Origin of the sequence: Ruegeria meonggei (assembly GCF_900172215.1) — a bacterium.
GTDB lineage: Bacteria > Pseudomonadota > Alphaproteobacteria > Rhodobacterales > Rhodobacteraceae > Ruegeria > Ruegeria meonggei.
On the sequence record NZ_FWFP01000006.1, the window covers coordinates 141078 to 156030 of the forward strand.

Below are 14953 nucleotides of genomic sequence, written 5' to 3' on the forward strand. Positions count from 1 at the left end.
GTGCGTAGCCTAATTGCAGTAGTCAGCGCATTTCTAGTCGCAGCCTGTCAAACTACGACAGATGGCAGCAGCGCATTCAAATCGGGCCAACGGCCCGACGACGGAATTGCTGCTTTTGTCGAAGCTTGCATCGCGCCCAACGCTACACGCAAAAACGCTCTGATCGTATTCGACAAGTATAGAGTCGCCCACAAAATTGCGAGCAACTCGAACGGAACCTTCCCCGGAGGCGAGTTCGTGGATCAGCAATACATAGAAGAAGTGGGTTATCTAAAGGTCGGAGCACGCGTGCAAGGTCGGCTCAAATCCAATCGCAGTTATTGCGCTGTACGGATTGAAGGCCTTTGGTTGAACGACGCACAACAGCCGATCTCCAGCGCACTGGCAAAGAACGGCTTTCGGTTTGTTGAAGAGTATGAGCCACCGCGAGACACTCCGTTCAAGATGTCCGAACTGTCAGGCGTCTATCAGAATGGAGCTAAGTACTATGCGCTGCTTGCTGGACAATCTGCAAACGCACCCGGTCGAATCACAGATTTGGAGTTCTTCGAACTCGCTACGAACTAACATAAAACACAGGAGACTCCTCAAATGGCAGTCCTCATCGACGAAAATACCAAAGTGATCTGTCAGGGCTTTACCGGCTCGCAGGGCACATTCCACTCTGAACAGGCCATCGCCTATGGCACCAAGATGGTCGGCGGTGTGACCCCTGGCAAAGGCGGGATGTCGCATCTTGACCTGCCCGTGTTCAACTCGGTCCACGAGGCCAAGCACGTGACCGAAGCCAACGCCAGCGTGATCTATGTGCCGCCGCCCTTCGCGGCTGACTCGATCCTCGAAGCGATTGATGCCGAGATGGAGGTGATCGTCTGCATCACCGAAGGCATCCCGGTTCTGGATATGATGAAGGTGAAGCGCGCGCTGGAAGGCTCAAGCTCGCGCCTGATCGGGCCGAACTGCCCCGGTGTCATCACGCCAGACGCCTGCAAGATCGGCATCATGCCCGGCCACATCCACAAGCGCGGCTCGGTCGGCGTGGTGTCACGTTCGGGTACGCTGACCTATGAGGCCGTCAAGCAGACCACCGATGTGGGTCTGGGCCAGTCCACCTGTGTGGGCATCGGCGGCGACCCGATCAAAGGCACCGAGCATATCGACGTGCTGGAGTGGTTCCTGGCAGATGACGAGACCGCGTCGATCATCATGATCGGTGAGATCGGTGGCTCGGCCGAAGAAGAAGCCGCGCAGTTTCTGGCGGATGAGGCCAAGAAGGGCCGCAAAAAGCCGACCGCCGGTTTCATCGCAGGCCGCACAGCCCCTCCGGGCCGCCGCATGGGCCACGCGGGTGCCATCGTCGCCGGTGGCAAAGGCGGTGCCGAAGACAAGATCGAAGCCATGCGCGCAGCCGGCATCGTCGTGGCCGAAAGCCCGGCGCAGCTGGGTGAGGCCGTGCTGGAAGCGATTGGGTAAACAGTGATTGCACATAGCACATATGTGCTGAGGGCAGCGCTCGACCGCGGGTGGGTGCGAAGCGCCCGGTCGTCAAATCTTTGGTTTGCCTTCGGCAAAACGGGGCGGTCGGGCGCTGCCCGGCGATGCCGCCGGGCGGGACATCCGAGATGAGAATTCTCAAGATCATAAGCCTTCTGTGCTGTCTCTTAGCCGGCTTCCTCGCATTGATTCATTGGGGCGCGTCGTTTCCAGAACGCTCGGCTCAGGAAACGGCGCCAGACGGAATCAGAGTGGTCTTGGTCGATTTCCCAAGTGACCCGAACATTGTGTCCTATGATCCAGGTCTAGTTTCTTCAGATGGATTGTTCTCGTTTGGCAGACGGCTTTGTGGCGACACTCCGGTTGTCTCAGAGTTGGAGCCGACATTTATTGACAGATTGCGAGACCATCAACGCGCCAGCATAGTCTGCGGGTTATGAAGATGACCTTCTCTGATGCCATCCGCACCTGTTTCGCCAAGTTCTTCACCTTTTCGGGCCGCGCCTCACGGCCCGAATACTGGTTCTTTTTTCTGTTCATCGTGATCTGGAGCTTTATCGCCGGGGTCATCGATTGGCAGTTCTTCACTCAGGTCGCCACGACGCAGACCGATGAAGTCAAACAAGTCACCGCAACGTCAAACCAGCCGGTGCAAAGCATCGTCAGCCTGATCGTGTTCTTCCCGCATTTGGCCGTCGCGTGGCGTCGGATGCATGATACTGGGCGCAGCGGCTTTTATGCCATGCTGCCGATCCTGCTGATCCTTGGCGCTGGTGCGGTTCTGGTCTTTGGCATCGGCCTCGCCTCACATTTCCAGCATGGTGGCAATCTGGACATTCTGTTCACGCGCGCCACCCTGCTTATTGTTCTTCCGACACTTCTGGTTCTGTTTGTGTCGCCCCTTCTGGTGTTCTGGTGGCTGACCCGCCCCAGCCAACCAGGCCCCAACCAATACGGTCCCAACCCATATGAGGTAGCCCAATGACCGAACACTCGCCCAACTCTGCCTTTCATGCCTCAAGCTTTATGCAAGGGCACAATGCCGAATATCTGGAGCAATTATACGCCCAGTACACAAGGGATCCTGGCGCGGTGGATGCCGCCTGGGCCGAGTTCTTCCGGGCGATGGGCGATGCCACGCCGGACGTTCAGCGTGAGGCCGAAGGGCCGTCCTGGGCGCGCACCGACTGGCCGCCGATGCCATCCGATGATCTGACCGGTGCGCTGACTGGCGAATGGGCAGAGATCGACGCCAAGGCAGCAGGCAAAAAGATCAAGGACAAGGCGGCTGACAAGGGCGTTGCAGTCAGCGAGGACCAGATCAAACGGGCCGTGCTGGACAGCCTGCGAGCGCTGATGCTGATCCGGGCCTATCGTATTCGAGGCCATCTGGCCGCCAATCTGGACCCGCTGGGGATGCGGGCAGCCAGCAATCATCCGGAACTGGACCCTAAGACCTACGGCTTTTCTGACGCGGATATGGATCGCCCGATCTTTATCGACAATGTTCTGGGCCTGCAGATGGCCTCGATGCGGCAGATCGTCGACATCGTAAAACGTACCTATTGCGGCACCTTTGCGCTGCAATACATGCATATCTCGAACCCCGAAGAAGCCGCCTGGCTGAAGGAGAGGATCGAAGGGTATGGCAAGGAAATCGCGTTCACCAAGGAAGGCCGCAAGGCTATCCTGAACAAGATGGTCGAGGCCGAAGGATTCGAGAAGTTCCTGCACGTCAAATACATGGGCACCAAGCGGTTTGGCCTGGACGGGGGTGAGGCTTTGATCCCCGCGATGGAGCAGATCATCAAGCGCGGTGGCGCGCTGGGGGTTCGCGACATCGTCATCGGCATGCCACACCGAGGCCGTCTGAACATCCTGGCCAATGTGATGCGAAAGCCATACCGCGCCATTTTCAACGAATTCCAGGGCGGCAGCTTCAAACCAGAGGATGTCGATGGATCGGGCGATGTTAAATACCACCTCGGCGCCTCCAGTGACCGCGAGTTTGATGGCAATTCGGTTCACTTGTCTTTGACGGCAAACCCCAGCCACCTTGAGGCCGTAAACCCTGTAGTCATCGGTAAAGTGCGCGCCAAGCAGGATCAGATCGGTGATACAGACCGCACCAAGGTCATGGGCATCCTGCTGCATGGCGACGCAGCCTTTGCCGGTCAAGGAGTTGTAGCCGAAGGGTTCGGTCTGTCCGGGCTGAAAGGTCATCGGACCGGCGGCACCATGCATATCGTGGTGAACAACCAGATCGGGTTCACCACCGCGCCGCATTTCAGCCGCTCCAGCCCCTACCCCACCGATATCGCTCTGATGGTCGAAGCGCCGATCTTCCACGTAAACGGCGACGATCCTGAAGCGGTGGTTCACGCCGCCAAGGTGGCAACCGAGTTCCGGCAGAAGTTTCACAAGGATGTGGTACTGGATATCTTCTGCTATCGCAGGTTCGGGCATAACGAGGGCGATGAGCCCATGTTCACCAACCCTATCATGTACAAGAAGATCAAGACCCACAAGACCACGCTGTCTTTGTACACCGCCCGGCTGGTCAAAGATGGTCTGATCCCCGAGGGCGAGATCGAGGATATGAAGGCCGCCTTCCAGGCCCATCTGAATGATGAGTTTGAGGCCGGCAAGGATTACAAACCCAACAAGGCCGACTGGCTGGACGGGCGCTGGTCGCATCTGGACAAGAACAAGGATGACTACGTGCGCGGTGACACCGCGATCACGCCCGAGACCCTGGCCCAGATCGGCAATGCCCTGACCCACGCGCCCAAAGACATTACGGTTCACAAGACTGTCGCGCGGCTTTTGGATCATAAGAAACAGATGTTCGACAATGGCACCGGATTCGACTGGGCAACGGGTGAGGCGCTGGCCTTCGGCGCGCTGCTGACCGAAGGGTACCCTGTGCGTCTGTCCGGGCAGGATGCGACGCGGGGAACCTTTAGCCAGCGTCATTCAGGCTTTATCCACCAGGAAACCGAAGAGCGGTATTATCCGCTGAACAACATCCGCGAAGGGCAGTCGAAATACGAAGTGATCGACTCGATGCTGTCCGAATATGCTGTACTGGGCTTTGAATATGGGTTCTCGCTGGCTGAACCCAACGCCCTGACCCTTTGGGAGGCGCAGTTTGGTGACTTTGCCAACGGCGCGCAGATCATGTTCGACCAGTTCATCAGCTCGGGCGAAAGCAAATGGCTGCGCATGTCCGGTCTGGTATGCTTGCTCCCCCACGGGTTTGAAGGGCAAGGTCCTGAACACTCGTCCGCGCGTCTGGAGCGGTTCCTGCAGATGTGCGGTCAGGATAACTGGATCGTGGCCAACTGCACGACGCCTGCGAACTACTTCCACATCCTGCGCCGTCAGCTGCACCGCACCTTCCGCAAGCCGCTGATCCTGGTGACCCCGAAATCACTGCTGCGCCACAAATTGGCCGTCAGCAAGACCGAGGAATTCACCACCGGGTCAAGCTTCCACCGGGTGCTGTGGGATGACGCACAGCAGGGCAATTCGGACACCAAATTGGTTAAGGACGACAAGGTCAAACGGGTCGTGATGTGTTCCGGCAAAGTCTATTTCGACCTGCTGGAAGAACGCGATGCCCGGGGTATCGACGATGTCTACCTGATGCGGATCGAACAGTATTACCCCTTCCCCGCGCATTCGCTGATCAACGAGCTTGAGCGCTTTAAGGGTGCTGAGATCATCTGGTGTCAGGAAGAGCCCAAGAACCAAGGGGCCTGGTCGTTCATCGAACCGAATATCGAATGGGTTCTGACCCGCATTAAGGCCAAACACACAAGGCCCCGCTATGTCGGTCGCGCCACTTCGGCCTCGCCCGCGACGGGTCTGGCCAGCCAACACAAAGCCCAACAAGAAGCGCTGGTGAACGAAGCGCTGAGCATTGAAGGAAAGTAATGATGTCCATTGAAGTTCGTGTTCCCACGCTGGGCGAGTCGGTTACCGAAGCCACAGTTGCAACCTGGTTCAAAAAGCCCGGCGATGCAGTCGCTGTAGATGAGATGCTGTGTGAGCTTGAGACCGACAAAGTCACCGTCGAAGTGCCCGCACCTTCAGCTGGTGTGATGGGTGAAATTGTCGCCGCCGAAGGTGAAACCGTTGGGGTTGATGCGTTGTTGGCGACGATCGCGGCGGGCGAAGGGGCTGCTCCGGCGCCGGCCTCAGCGGCACCTGCCCCCGCCCCGGCGGCAGCATCCGGCGGCAGCGTTGACGTCATGGTGCCCACTTTGGGTGAATCCGTGACCGAGGCAACCGTATCGACCTGGTTTAAACAAGTCGGCGACAGCGTCGCGCAGGACGAGATGCTCTGTGAGTTGGAGACAGACAAGGTCTCGGTCGAGGTTCCGGCCCCGGCCGGGGGTGTTCTGGCGGAAATCGTGGCACCAGAAGGCGCAACGGTGGACGCGACAGCCAAACTGGCCGTGATCTCGGGCGCGGCGGCAGGGTCGGTTTCCGCCCCGGCAGCAGTCGCTGCACCGGCAAACGGTGGCGACTCGGTCGGTGGCAAAGACGTGGCAAACGCCCCCTCAGCCGAGAAGGCCATGGCCGAGGCCGGGCTGTCAGCTGATCAGGTCACCGGCACCGGCCGCGACGGTCGGATCATGAAAGAAGACGTGGCCAAGGCGGCAGCAACCGCCTCTGCTCCGGCACCTGCACCAGCAGCGCCTGCCCCCGCAGCCCAAGTCCCGCGCGCACCAGTTGCCGCTCAGGATGCGGCACGCGAGGAGCGGGTCAAGATGACCCGGTTGCGCCAGACCATCGCCAAGCGTCTGAAAGACAGCCAGAACACCGCGGCCATGCTGACCACCTACAACGAGGTGGATATGACCGAGGTGATGGCCCTTCGTAACCAGTACAAGGACCAGTTTGAAAAGAAGCATGGCGTGCGACTGGGCTTTATGTCCTTTTTCACCAAGGCTTGCTGTCACGCACTGAAAGAGGTTCCCGAGGTCAACGCCGAGATTGACGGCACCGACATCGTCTACAAGAACTTCGTTCACATGGGTGTCGCCGCTGGTACCCCTACTGGCCTTGTGGTGCCAGTGATCCGCGATGCCGACAGTATGTCTTTTGCCGAAATTGAAAAAGCCATCGCCGAGAAAGGCAAACGCGCCCGCGACGGCAAGCTGAGCATGGACGAAATGCAGGGCGGCACCTTCACCATCTCGAACGGTGGTGTCTACGGCTCGTTGATGTCGTCGCCGATCTTGAACCCTCCGCAATCGGGCATTCTGGGGATGCACAAGATTCAGGACCGACCAATGGCGATCAACGGTCAGGTTGTCATCCGCCCGATGATGTATCTGGCCCTGTCCTATGACCACCGGATCGTGGATGGCAAAGGCGCGGTGACCTTCCTTGTCCGCGTGAAAGAGGCGCTGGAAGATCCACGCCGCCTGCTGATGGACTTGTGACCATGGCAACACATGTACTCTGGCAGGCCGATGTGGCCGATTTTGATGTCTGGCTGAAAGTGTTTCGCGAGGATCAGACCTTGCGAAAGGCGGCGGGTATCAAGGATCTTCACGTCTGGCGCGATCCCGATCGCGCCAATCACGCCGTTGCCATGTTCGAGATCACCGATCTGGGTAAGGCCGAGACCTTTTTGGAGTCTGAGGCCATGGCGCTTTATCACGAACGTGGCGGTGTCGCTCATGTCGAAATCAAGCTGTTGAAACCGGCTTAACCGAAATTTTGGGCGACCTGTTTTTGTCGGCCGCCCGTATATGTTTAACTCCTCGGGGTTTAGGAGACTGAAATGGCAAATTATGACGTCATCGTAATCGGAGCAGGCCCGGGCGGCTATGTCTGCGCCATCCGTTGTGCCCAGCTGGGACTGAAAACTGCCGTTGTCGAAGGGCGCGAGACGTTGGGCGGAACCTGCCTGAACGTCGGCTGCATCCCTTCCAAGGCATTGCTGCATGCCAGCCACCAGCTGCATGAGGCCGAGCATAACTTTGTCAAAATGGGTCTGAAGGGCAAAAGCCCCTCGGTCGATTGGAAACAGATGCAGGCCTACAAAGAAGAAACAATCGAAGGCAACACCAAGGGCATCGAGTTTCTGTTCAAGAAAAATAAGATCGATTGGCTGAAAGGTTGGGGATCAATCCCGGCTGCCGGTCAGGTCAAGGTCGGCGACGACGTGCACGAAGCCAAGAACATCATCATCGCCTCCGGATCTGAACCTGCTGCGTTGCCCGGTGTTGAAGTGGATGAAAAGGTTGTTGTCACCTCGACCGGCGCGTTGTCTCTGGGCAAAATCCCCAAAAAGATGGTCGTCATCGGCGCGGGTGTGATCGGACTGGAACTAGGCTCGGTCTATCAGCGACTGGGGGCAGAGGTCACTGTGATCGAATTCCTCAAGGAAATCACGCCAGGCATGGACCCCGAGGTGCAAAAGACGTTTCAGCGTATCCTCAAGAAACAGGGTTTGAAATTCGTCATGGGTGCTGCGGTGCAAAAGACCGAGGCAACCAAAACCAAAGCCAAGGTCACCTACAAGCTGCTCAAGGATGACAGTGAACACGTGATCGACGCCGATACGGTGCTGGTTGCGACCGGGCGCAAGCCTTTCTCAGACGGTTTGGGTCTGGACGCTCTGGGTGTCGAAATGACACCGCGCGGTCAGATCAAGGTGGGTGCCGACTGGCAGACCAACGTGCCGGGCATCTACGCCATCGGTGATGTCACGGAAGGCCCGATGCTGGCCCACAAAGCCGAGGATGAGGGCATGGCCGCGGCTGAACAGGTCGCCGGGAAACATGGTCACGTGAACTATGGCGTCATTCCGGGTGTAATCTACACATGGCCCGAGGTTGCCAATGTGGGTGAAACCGAGACGACGCTCAAGGAACAGGGTCGCGCCTATAAGGTCGGCAAGTTCATGTTCATGGGCAATGGTCGGGCCAAGGCAAATTTTGCAGCTGACGGGTTCGTCAAAATCCTCGCCGACAAAGAGACTGACCGTATTCTGGGCGCGCATATCATCGGCCCAGCAGCGGGTGATCTGATCCACGAAGTCTGCGTGGCGATGGAATTTGGTGCCTCGGCCGAGGATTTGGCCCTGACCTGTCACGCCCACCCGACCTATTCCGAGGCCGTGCGCGAGGCCGCGCTGGCCTGCGGCGACGGCCCGATCCACAGCTGAGTAACACCGGGCGGCGGGGTTTTCACCTGTGCCGCCCGTGAATCCTCTGATTATTCCGCAGGATGGTGGTTGATTTCTTCTTCTGCGTGCGTTTCTGCAGTCGATTGTCTTTTAGGCCGATACAAGCGCCAAGCGTCCTTGAACGGATTAACGTACAGATTCACGCAGGTGTCCAATTCATTGCCGCGATCTTTCTCGGTCACACCAAATTTCACGTCTTTATTGTCCTCAGGCATGATGTAAGTGCCAAACAGCACGTCCCAAAGTGGAAACATGAAGGCAAAATTCTTATCAAGATGATTGGGATGGCAACTGTGATGAACGTGGTGGTGCGCGGGTGACGGGAACACCTTGGACCAAACACCGGGCCATCGCAGCCAAACATGGGAATGACGCAAGTTGTATCCAACGACGTTGAACAGGAACATCAAGATCGGAACCCCTAACAGGGACGGCAAGCTGGGCGCGTAGCCCATCATATTAAAGAAGAGGCCAGCGACTGCACCGGATCCCATTCCGATGCCAACATTGTAGACAAAGGCAACGACGGTACCTTTCCACCTGACCAGTGGCTGCGCTGCAGACGGGTCGTGGACACTGACCTCCCCAATTGTCCAGCTGCAGGCGAGAGCTGCTGGCCCGGCGAACAGACCAAGCATCAGGAAATGCCCAATAAACTGGTGAAAAAAGAAGTAACGAACATCCAGCCAGGCTGATGGGTGGCTCCAAACTCTTTTTGGGAACAGACAGCCGACAAAACTGCTTTCGCCGTCTGCCTCATCGGACTTGCGACGCTTGACCAAATAGATCGCAAACACAATCACCAGCGAGCTCAGCAAATAGAGGGCAAAAATACGGTTGTTGGGGTCCACCGGGTATGCGACCACCCGCATCACATGGTCGAGAAATGAGTCCACAAAGGACTTCAACTTTTGCGTCAATATCTCCGTTTTTTTCGTCTATCCTAACCACCGCGCGACATTGGTCCTACGAGATGGTTTCTAGATAGTCAAAATGTGGCATCACCGTTGCTTATCCCATCCAATAGTTGTCTTTTTCACGTCAGGTAGGGTGCTGTCGGGTCCACAACCAAGTTGTTGCCCTGGGGACTAAGCCGTCGGGGTCAACCAGGCTTGCAGGTAAACCTCCAACCGGCCCTGAAAGCTCTGCGAGCTGTGCAATGCACAGAATTTCAGCGACATAGCCTGCATAGCAAAGGCCTGCACCCCTTCGGCAAGCAGCTCGGGTGCCACGTCCTGACGGACATCGGCCGTCTCAAGCCATGTCATCAAGACGCGAAAGTACCTTTCGAAACAATAGGCAATCGGACCGATTTCTGCGACGGCAGCTGCACCTGAATAGCGAATCAGAAGATCAAAAACATAGCGCTCGGAGGTCATGAAGCTGTGGACAGGTTCCATCGCCACGATGATCTGCGTCACGGTTTTTGGTGCTTCCCCCGCCTGTGCCTGATCAAAGCAGGCATTCAGTTTCTCGGCCATCAGAATTTCCATCAGCGCATCTTTGTCGTGGAAATGCGCAAAGAATGTCCCTTTGGCAACGCCCGCGACCTGTACGACATCTTCGACCCGCAGGGCGCTGTATCCGCCCCTTTGGATGACCTCCTCGGACGCTGCAATCAGTCGAGCCCGGGTTTTTAGTGTGCGCTTTTGAACCGTCTTTTCCATAAGGCTAATTTGCATGCTTTTTGACCATGGTCAAATTTTTATTGACCGTGGTCATTTATTGATTCTATAAACTGACCACGGTCATTTTTGGAGAATCCTGATGCAACCCAAGAAAATCCTCATCCTCGACGGCCACCCGGCCGAAAGCAGCCTGTCCCGCGTGTTTGCCCAGACCTATGGCGATGCAGCCCGCGCAAACGGGCACGAAGTCCGACTAGTTCACCTCAGTGATTTGCAGTTCGATCATGATTTTGGCCAGGGCAACTATCACGACTTCAAACCGCTTGAACCAGCGCTGGAAACCGTGCTGCAGGACTTCGAATGGAGCGACCATCTGGTCTTGACAACGCCGATGTGGTGGGGCGGCCTTCCGGCCAAGTTGAAAGGCCTGATCGATCGGATGTTCATCCCCGGACGCACTTTCGACACGAGAAACACAACAAAGATCGGCCTGCCAGCCCCAATGCTGACCGGACGTACGGCGCGCGTCATTCTGACTTCCGACACGCCGGGGTGGTTTATGCGACTGATTTATCGGCAGGCTCTAATCCGCCAGGTACGGGATCAGATTTTGGGGTTTGTCGGCTTCAAGCCAACGCGGTTCACCTATTTTGCAGGTGCCAGCTATCCAAAACCCGGCAGTGTCGAGCGCTGGATATCCCGGGTGGCCAAGATCGGTGCTGCAGCGGTTTAATCGCCTGACCTACCACATCGTCTTTTCGGCGCGCGGACCCCAATCCCGGTCATAGCGCGCGCCGCCTTCTTCCCCATCCGACGCTTCGGCCAGTATCTCGCCGACGGTCGGAAGCAGCGCGGATTCATCCCCGCTGGTCCATGTCCGGGCGCGCATCAGGGCGCGGGCGCATTGGCTATAGACCTCGGCAATGTCGATCAAAATCACGGTCGCAGGCTGCTTGCCCTGTTTTTCGAACCGGGCACGCAGGTCTTCATCTGCGGTCAGCCGGGCGGTTCCGTTCACCCGCACCACCGTGTTTGATCCCGACACCATGAACATCAAGGACACGCGCGGGTCGCGAACGATATTGCGCAGAGAATCCAACCGGTTATTACCGCGCCAATCGGGCAAGGCCAGCGTCTTGGCGTCATGCTCCAGCACCACCGGGCCATCATCGCCGCGCGGGCTGCCATCGACGCCTTCTGGCCCCACGGTGCTGAGGATACACAGCCGCGAGGCCATGATCCACTTGCGATAAAGCGGGGTCAGCCCATGCGCCACCTTGCGCAAAGAGGGTGCGCCGGGTGTGCCGTACAAGCCCTCGAGCGTATCGATGTCTTCAATGAACTCCATCCGGATCAAACCCCACTTCTTTCATCAAGGCATCAGACCGGGTTTCGATCGCATCCTCCAGCCGTGCCAGAAACGCATCACGCCCGACACCCGATTCAATCGGGTCCAGAAAATCGACAATCGCCAGACCGGGTTTGCGCAAGACACCTGTGCGCGGCCAGAACACCCCGGCATTTGTGGCCACCGGCACACAGGGAAACCCCAGCCCTTCATACAAAACGGCGGTGCCGATCTTGTAGGGTTTGCGCACACCCGGTGCGACGCGGGTGCCCTGCGGATAGATAACCAGCTGGCCGGGTTCCGTGAACTCTTTGGCCACGTCCTTGACCATCTTAGCAACCGCAGCGCCTCGCTTGCCGCGATCGACCGGGATACATCCCAGACGACGGGCATACATTCCGATGACCGGGGTCCACAGAAGCTCTCGCTTCATGATGAACTTGCCGTGGGGGATGGCGTCAAAGATCATGATGATGTCCAGAAAGGACTGGTGCTTGGCGCCGATCACAACCTCATCAACCGGAACCGCGCCGCGCACCTCACAGCGGATACCGACCATCCAGCTGGCCAGCCACATCGTGGTCCGCGCATAGGTCTTGCACGCGTGCAGGGCCCCTCGTTTCGTGAGCAGAGCGTATGGGGCAAATAGAACACCAAGGATCAGCATCCACGCATAGATCACAATCATGAAGATCAGTGAGCGAACCCATTGAATCGCTGTGGCCATCAGGACAGCTCCTTTAACTTACGGCTTGCGGCAGTCCATGTGGCCAGAAAGGCCACCGCCGCGCCCAGAAATGGAATCAGCACAGGTAATAGCCAGCCAATCCCCTGAAAGCCCAATCCGGTCAGGAAGCCGCCCTCGTCCGAGGCTTCGGGCAATAGCAGAACGCTGGTCATGCCCAACAGAACTCCAACAACCGCGCCAAAAAAGGCACGGTAGGTAAAGCGACGCACAAAGGCGCGGGCAATAAAACGGTCACGGGCGCCGACCAGACGCAGGACTTCGATGATCTGCGCATTTGCCGCCAGCGAGGCATTGGCAGCCAGAGTAATCATCGCCGCCGTCGCCCCACCGATCAGCAGGATCGAGATCCATCCCAGCCGTCGCAGGGACATAGCGGCCTCGACCAAGGGCTCGCGCCAACGGGTGTGGTCGTCCAGCACCGCGCCGGGCACCTCGGCCCCGAGCCGCAGGCGTAGCCCGGCAGCGTCAAGACCGGGGTCGCCTTCGATGATTTCAATCAGTTGCGGGATGGGCAACGTGTCCAGCGGCAGATCCGAACCGAACCAGGGGGACAGCAGGGCAGCTTGTTCTTCACGCGTCAACGCTCGGGCCGACGCGACACCAGGGGTTTGCCCCAGCACCGTCAGGGCCGCCTCGGTCTGCGCAGCAAGCTGTTCCGCAGGAGCGTTGATGCGCAGGGTGGCAGCCCCGGCCAATTCGGTGCCCCAGCGATCCGCCAACCGCCCCGAAGCCAGCGACAGCGCCAACGCAAACACGGCCAGAAATGCCATTGCACCGGACACGAACAGGGTCAGATGCGCGGTATAGCCGGTGGGTGGCACAACCCGGTCGGCGCGCGCGTCACGTTTCAGAAGGCCTCGGATTGTGCCCTGGCTCATAAATCCGCCCCCGCCAATTGTATCTGACGCTGCGAGATGCGCAGGACCCGGGCCTGCACCTGGCTTTTGGCCGCGCGGATCAGGCTAAGGTCATGGGTGGCGATCAACACGGTCTTGCCCATGCGGTTCAGCTCGACCAACAGGCGCAACAGACGTTGGGACATTTCCCAATCCACATTGCCGGTGGGTTCATCCGCCAGCACCACATCGGGCGACAGGATCACCGCACGGGCCAAAGCGGCACGCTGACGCTCGCCCCCCGACAATTCCGGCGGAAGCGCATCCAGCCGCGTCCCCAGCCCGACCCAACCAAGCAATTCAGTCAAATCGTCTTTCTGGGCTGTTTCCCCGCGCCCGGACACCATCATCGGTAAGGATACGTTTTCTGCCAGCGTCATGTGGTCCAGAAACTGACAATCCTGATGCACCACACCGATCCGACGGCGCAGCAAGGCCATTTGATCGCGGTCCAGACGGGCGATATCTTCCTCAAACGCGCTGAGCCGGCCTGAGGTCGGCAAAAGTGCGCCGTAGCACAGTTTGAGCAATGTCGTCTTTCCCGCCCCCGACGGGCCGGTCAGAAAGTGGAACGACCCCGGTTGCAGTTGCAGCGACACATTGCTCAGCAACTCTCCACCGCCATAGGTGTAGCTGACGTTTTCCAGCTCGATCACAGGGGCCCCCGTTCTTGTTGCCGCCCTTCTTGCCCGAGCGCGGTTGTGGTTTCAATGCCTGCACCGGGTCGAATTGGCGACACTTGGACCGTGAAACCGAAAACACCCTTTGCTGTCGGGTCTTAACCGAATATCATCCTTGAAAAAACAATTATCAGGTCGGCTTCCCGACCGGGAGGCAGCATGCGTCTTACTTGTCCGAATTGCAGCGCTCAGTATGAGGTTCCAGACGAGGTCATCCCAGAGGAAGGCCGCGACGTCCAGTGTTCGAACTGCGAGAAAACCTGGTTCCAGGCCAAATACCCGGATGCAGCGGAAGCCCAACCCGCAGCGCCGGTCGCCGAAGAAACCCCGGCAGAGCCTGATCCAATACCAGAGACCCCACCCGAGCCGACACCAGAGGTCAGCGTCGAGCCCGAGCCGACCCCAGAGGCCGCGCCTGAGCCGGAATCCGAGCCGGAGGCCCCCGCGCAGCAACCTGCCGCGACTGGAAGTGTTGATCCGGCAGTGGCCGGCATCCTGCGCGAAGAAGCCGCCAGAGAATCCGAGCTGCGCGCGCAGGAAGGTGGCAGTCTGGAAAGCCAGCCCGATCTGGCGTTGGATACACCACCCGAACCCGACCCAAAACCCCCGGTCGAGGATCTGAGGGCCTCCGAAACCTCGGCCGATGCCGGTCAGGGCGACGCGCTGCCGGATGTCGAGGCGATCAATTCCAGTCTACGTGGTGACGATGCCCCGGCGCAGTCTGACGCGTCTCAGCCTGCGCCACGCAAATCAGGCGGCTTTATGCGCGGTTTAGCGCTGATCGTGATCATCGGCATCGTCTTGCTGCTGGTTTACAGCAACGCACGTCAGATCAGTGAGGCCGTGCCTCAGGCCGACCCGGTCCTGCAGTCTTATGTGTCGTTCGTGGATCAGGCGCGCGTGTGGCTCGAGGCGCAAACCTCGGGCACATCGCAGAACTGACCGGTTT

At 58.4% G+C, this 14953-nt stretch carries 15 protein-coding genes; 9 read left to right on the forward strand and 6 right to left on the reverse strand.

The features are described 5' to 3' along the window. The 7 genes from RUM8411_RS11810 to lpdA all read left to right on the forward strand — a co-directional run bounded on the left by RUM8411_RS11810 (position 1) and on the right by lpdA (position 8683). Positions 1-567, forward strand: coding sequence for a hypothetical protein (locus tag RUM8411_RS11810; protein WP_085822916.1), 567 nt, complete (start codon positions 1-3; stop codon positions 565-567). 24 nt (positions 568-591) lie between these two features. Then, positions 592-1473, forward strand: a complete 882-nt coding sequence (gene sucD / locus RUM8411_RS11815; RefSeq protein WP_085822917.1) for a succinate--CoA ligase subunit alpha — start codon at positions 592-594, stop codon at positions 1471-1473. Positions 1474-1936: 463 nt separating this feature from the next. Then, complete coding sequence (locus RUM8411_RS11820; RefSeq protein WP_085823039.1) at positions 1937-2479, forward strand: DUF805 domain-containing protein; 543 nt, start codon at positions 1937-1939, stop codon at positions 2477-2479. Then, positions 2476-5433: a 2-oxoglutarate dehydrogenase E1 component gene (locus RUM8411_RS11825; protein WP_085822918.1), complete on the forward strand. Its 2958-nt coding sequence runs from the start codon at positions 2476-2478 to the stop codon at positions 5431-5433. The genes RUM8411_RS11820 and RUM8411_RS11825 overlap by 4 nt, the downstream gene beginning before the upstream one ends. Before the next feature lie 2 nt (positions 5434-5435). Then, on the forward strand, positions 5436-6950 hold the full coding sequence (gene odhB, locus RUM8411_RS11830; RefSeq protein WP_085822919.1) for a 2-oxoglutarate dehydrogenase complex dihydrolipoyllysine-residue succinyltransferase: 1515 nt from the start codon (positions 5436-5438) through the stop codon (positions 6948-6950). Between the two features lie 2 nt (positions 6951-6952). Beyond that, positions 6953-7222, forward strand: a complete 270-nt coding sequence (locus tag RUM8411_RS11835; protein ID WP_085822920.1) for a hypothetical protein — start codon at positions 6953-6955, stop codon at positions 7220-7222. Between the two features lie 72 nt (positions 7223-7294). Then, positions 7295-8683 carry a dihydrolipoyl dehydrogenase gene (gene lpdA, locus RUM8411_RS11840; protein ID WP_085822921.1) on the forward strand — a complete coding sequence of 463 codons (1389 nt, stop codon included), beginning with the start codon at positions 7295-7297 and terminating at the stop codon, positions 8681-8683. 50 nt (positions 8684-8733) lie between these two features. Here the strand turns inward: lpdA and RUM8411_RS11845 are convergent, their stop codons facing one another. Next, complete coding sequence (locus RUM8411_RS11845) at positions 8734-9600, reverse strand: sterol desaturase family protein (protein ID WP_159453886.1); 867 nt, start codon at positions 9598-9600, stop codon at positions 8734-8736. A 192-nt stretch (positions 9601-9792) separates the two neighbouring features. Beyond that, the gene (locus tag RUM8411_RS11850; protein WP_234995203.1) at positions 9793-10386 is read right to left on the reverse strand and encodes a TetR/AcrR family transcriptional regulator; all 594 of its coding nucleotides are present in this window, start codon (positions 10384-10386) and stop codon (positions 9793-9795) included. Positions 10387-10471: 85 nt separating this feature from the next. Here RUM8411_RS11850 and RUM8411_RS11855 point away from each other — a divergent pair, with 85 nt between their 5' ends. Then, positions 10472-11065: an NAD(P)H-dependent oxidoreductase gene (locus RUM8411_RS11855; RefSeq protein WP_085822924.1), complete on the forward strand. Its 594-nt coding sequence runs from the start codon at positions 10472-10474 to the stop codon at positions 11063-11065. Positions 11066-11074: 9 nt separating this feature from the next. On the opposite strand, the gene RUM8411_RS11860 is transcribed toward RUM8411_RS11855, so the two are convergent. The 4 genes from RUM8411_RS11860 to RUM8411_RS11875 are packed head-to-tail and all read right to left on the reverse strand — an operon-like array spanning position 11075 to position 13980. Then, positions 11075-11680: a pyridoxamine 5'-phosphate oxidase family protein gene (locus RUM8411_RS11860; protein ID WP_085822925.1), complete on the reverse strand. Its 606-nt coding sequence runs from the start codon at positions 11678-11680 to the stop codon at positions 11075-11077. After that, positions 11667-12407: a lysophospholipid acyltransferase family protein gene (locus RUM8411_RS11865; RefSeq protein ID WP_085822926.1), complete on the reverse strand. Its 741-nt coding sequence runs from the start codon at positions 12405-12407 to the stop codon at positions 11667-11669. Before RUM8411_RS11865 ends, RUM8411_RS11860 begins: the two co-directional genes overlap by 14 nt. Beyond that, positions 12407-13306, reverse strand: coding sequence for a cell division protein FtsX (locus RUM8411_RS11870; RefSeq protein WP_085822927.1), 900 nt, complete (start codon positions 13304-13306; stop codon positions 12407-12409). Before RUM8411_RS11870 ends, RUM8411_RS11865 begins: the two co-directional genes overlap by 1 nt. Then, complete coding sequence (locus tag RUM8411_RS11875; RefSeq protein ID WP_085822928.1) at positions 13303-13980, reverse strand: cell division ATP-binding protein FtsE; 678 nt, start codon at positions 13978-13980, stop codon at positions 13303-13305. Before RUM8411_RS11875 ends, RUM8411_RS11870 begins: the two co-directional genes overlap by 4 nt. A gap of 183 nt (positions 13981-14163) precedes the next feature. Between RUM8411_RS11875 and RUM8411_RS11880 the strand changes: the two genes are divergently transcribed. Continuing rightward, positions 14164-14946, forward strand: a complete 783-nt coding sequence (locus tag RUM8411_RS11880) for a zinc-ribbon domain-containing protein (RefSeq protein ID WP_085822929.1) — start codon at positions 14164-14166, stop codon at positions 14944-14946. Positions 14947-14953: the final 7 nt, after the last annotated feature.

Excerpts from the sequence above, each read along its gene's own strand:
- sucD (WP_085822917.1), top strand. The coding sequence starts at position 592 with ATGGCAGTCCTCATCGACGAAAATACCAAAGTGATCTGTCAGGGCTTT.
- RUM8411_RS11820 (WP_085823039.1), top strand. The coding sequence starts at position 1,937 with ATGACCTTCTCTGATGCCATCCGCACCTGTTTCGCCAAGTTCTTCACC.
- RUM8411_RS11825 (WP_085822918.1), top strand. The coding sequence starts at position 2,476 with ATGACCGAACACTCGCCCAACTCTGCCTTTCATGCCTCAAGCTTTATG.
- odhB (WP_085822919.1), top strand. The coding sequence starts at position 5,436 with ATGTCCATTGAAGTTCGTGTTCCCACGCTGGGCGAGTCGGTTACCGAA.
- RUM8411_RS11835 (WP_085822920.1), top strand. The coding sequence starts at position 6,953 with ATGGCAACACATGTACTCTGGCAGGCCGATGTGGCCGATTTTGATGTC.
- lpdA (WP_085822921.1), top strand. The coding sequence starts at position 7,295 with ATGGCAAATTATGACGTCATCGTAATCGGAGCAGGCCCGGGCGGCTAT.
- RUM8411_RS11850 (WP_234995203.1), bottom strand. The coding sequence starts at position 10,386 with ATGCAAATTAGCCTTATGGAAAAGACGGTTCAAAAGCGCACACTAAAA.
- RUM8411_RS11855 (WP_085822924.1), top strand. The coding sequence starts at position 10,472 with ATGCAACCCAAGAAAATCCTCATCCTCGACGGCCACCCGGCCGAAAGC.
- RUM8411_RS11860 (WP_085822925.1), bottom strand. The coding sequence starts at position 11,680 with ATGGAGTTCATTGAAGACATCGATACGCTCGAGGGCTTGTACGGCACA.
- RUM8411_RS11865 (WP_085822926.1), bottom strand. The coding sequence starts at position 12,407 with ATGGCCACAGCGATTCAATGGGTTCGCTCACTGATCTTCATGATTGTG.
- RUM8411_RS11870 (WP_085822927.1), bottom strand. The coding sequence starts at position 13,306 with ATGAGCCAGGGCACAATCCGAGGCCTTCTGAAACGTGACGCGCGCGCC.
- RUM8411_RS11880 (WP_085822929.1), top strand. The coding sequence starts at position 14,164 with ATGCGTCTTACTTGTCCGAATTGCAGCGCTCAGTATGAGGTTCCAGAC.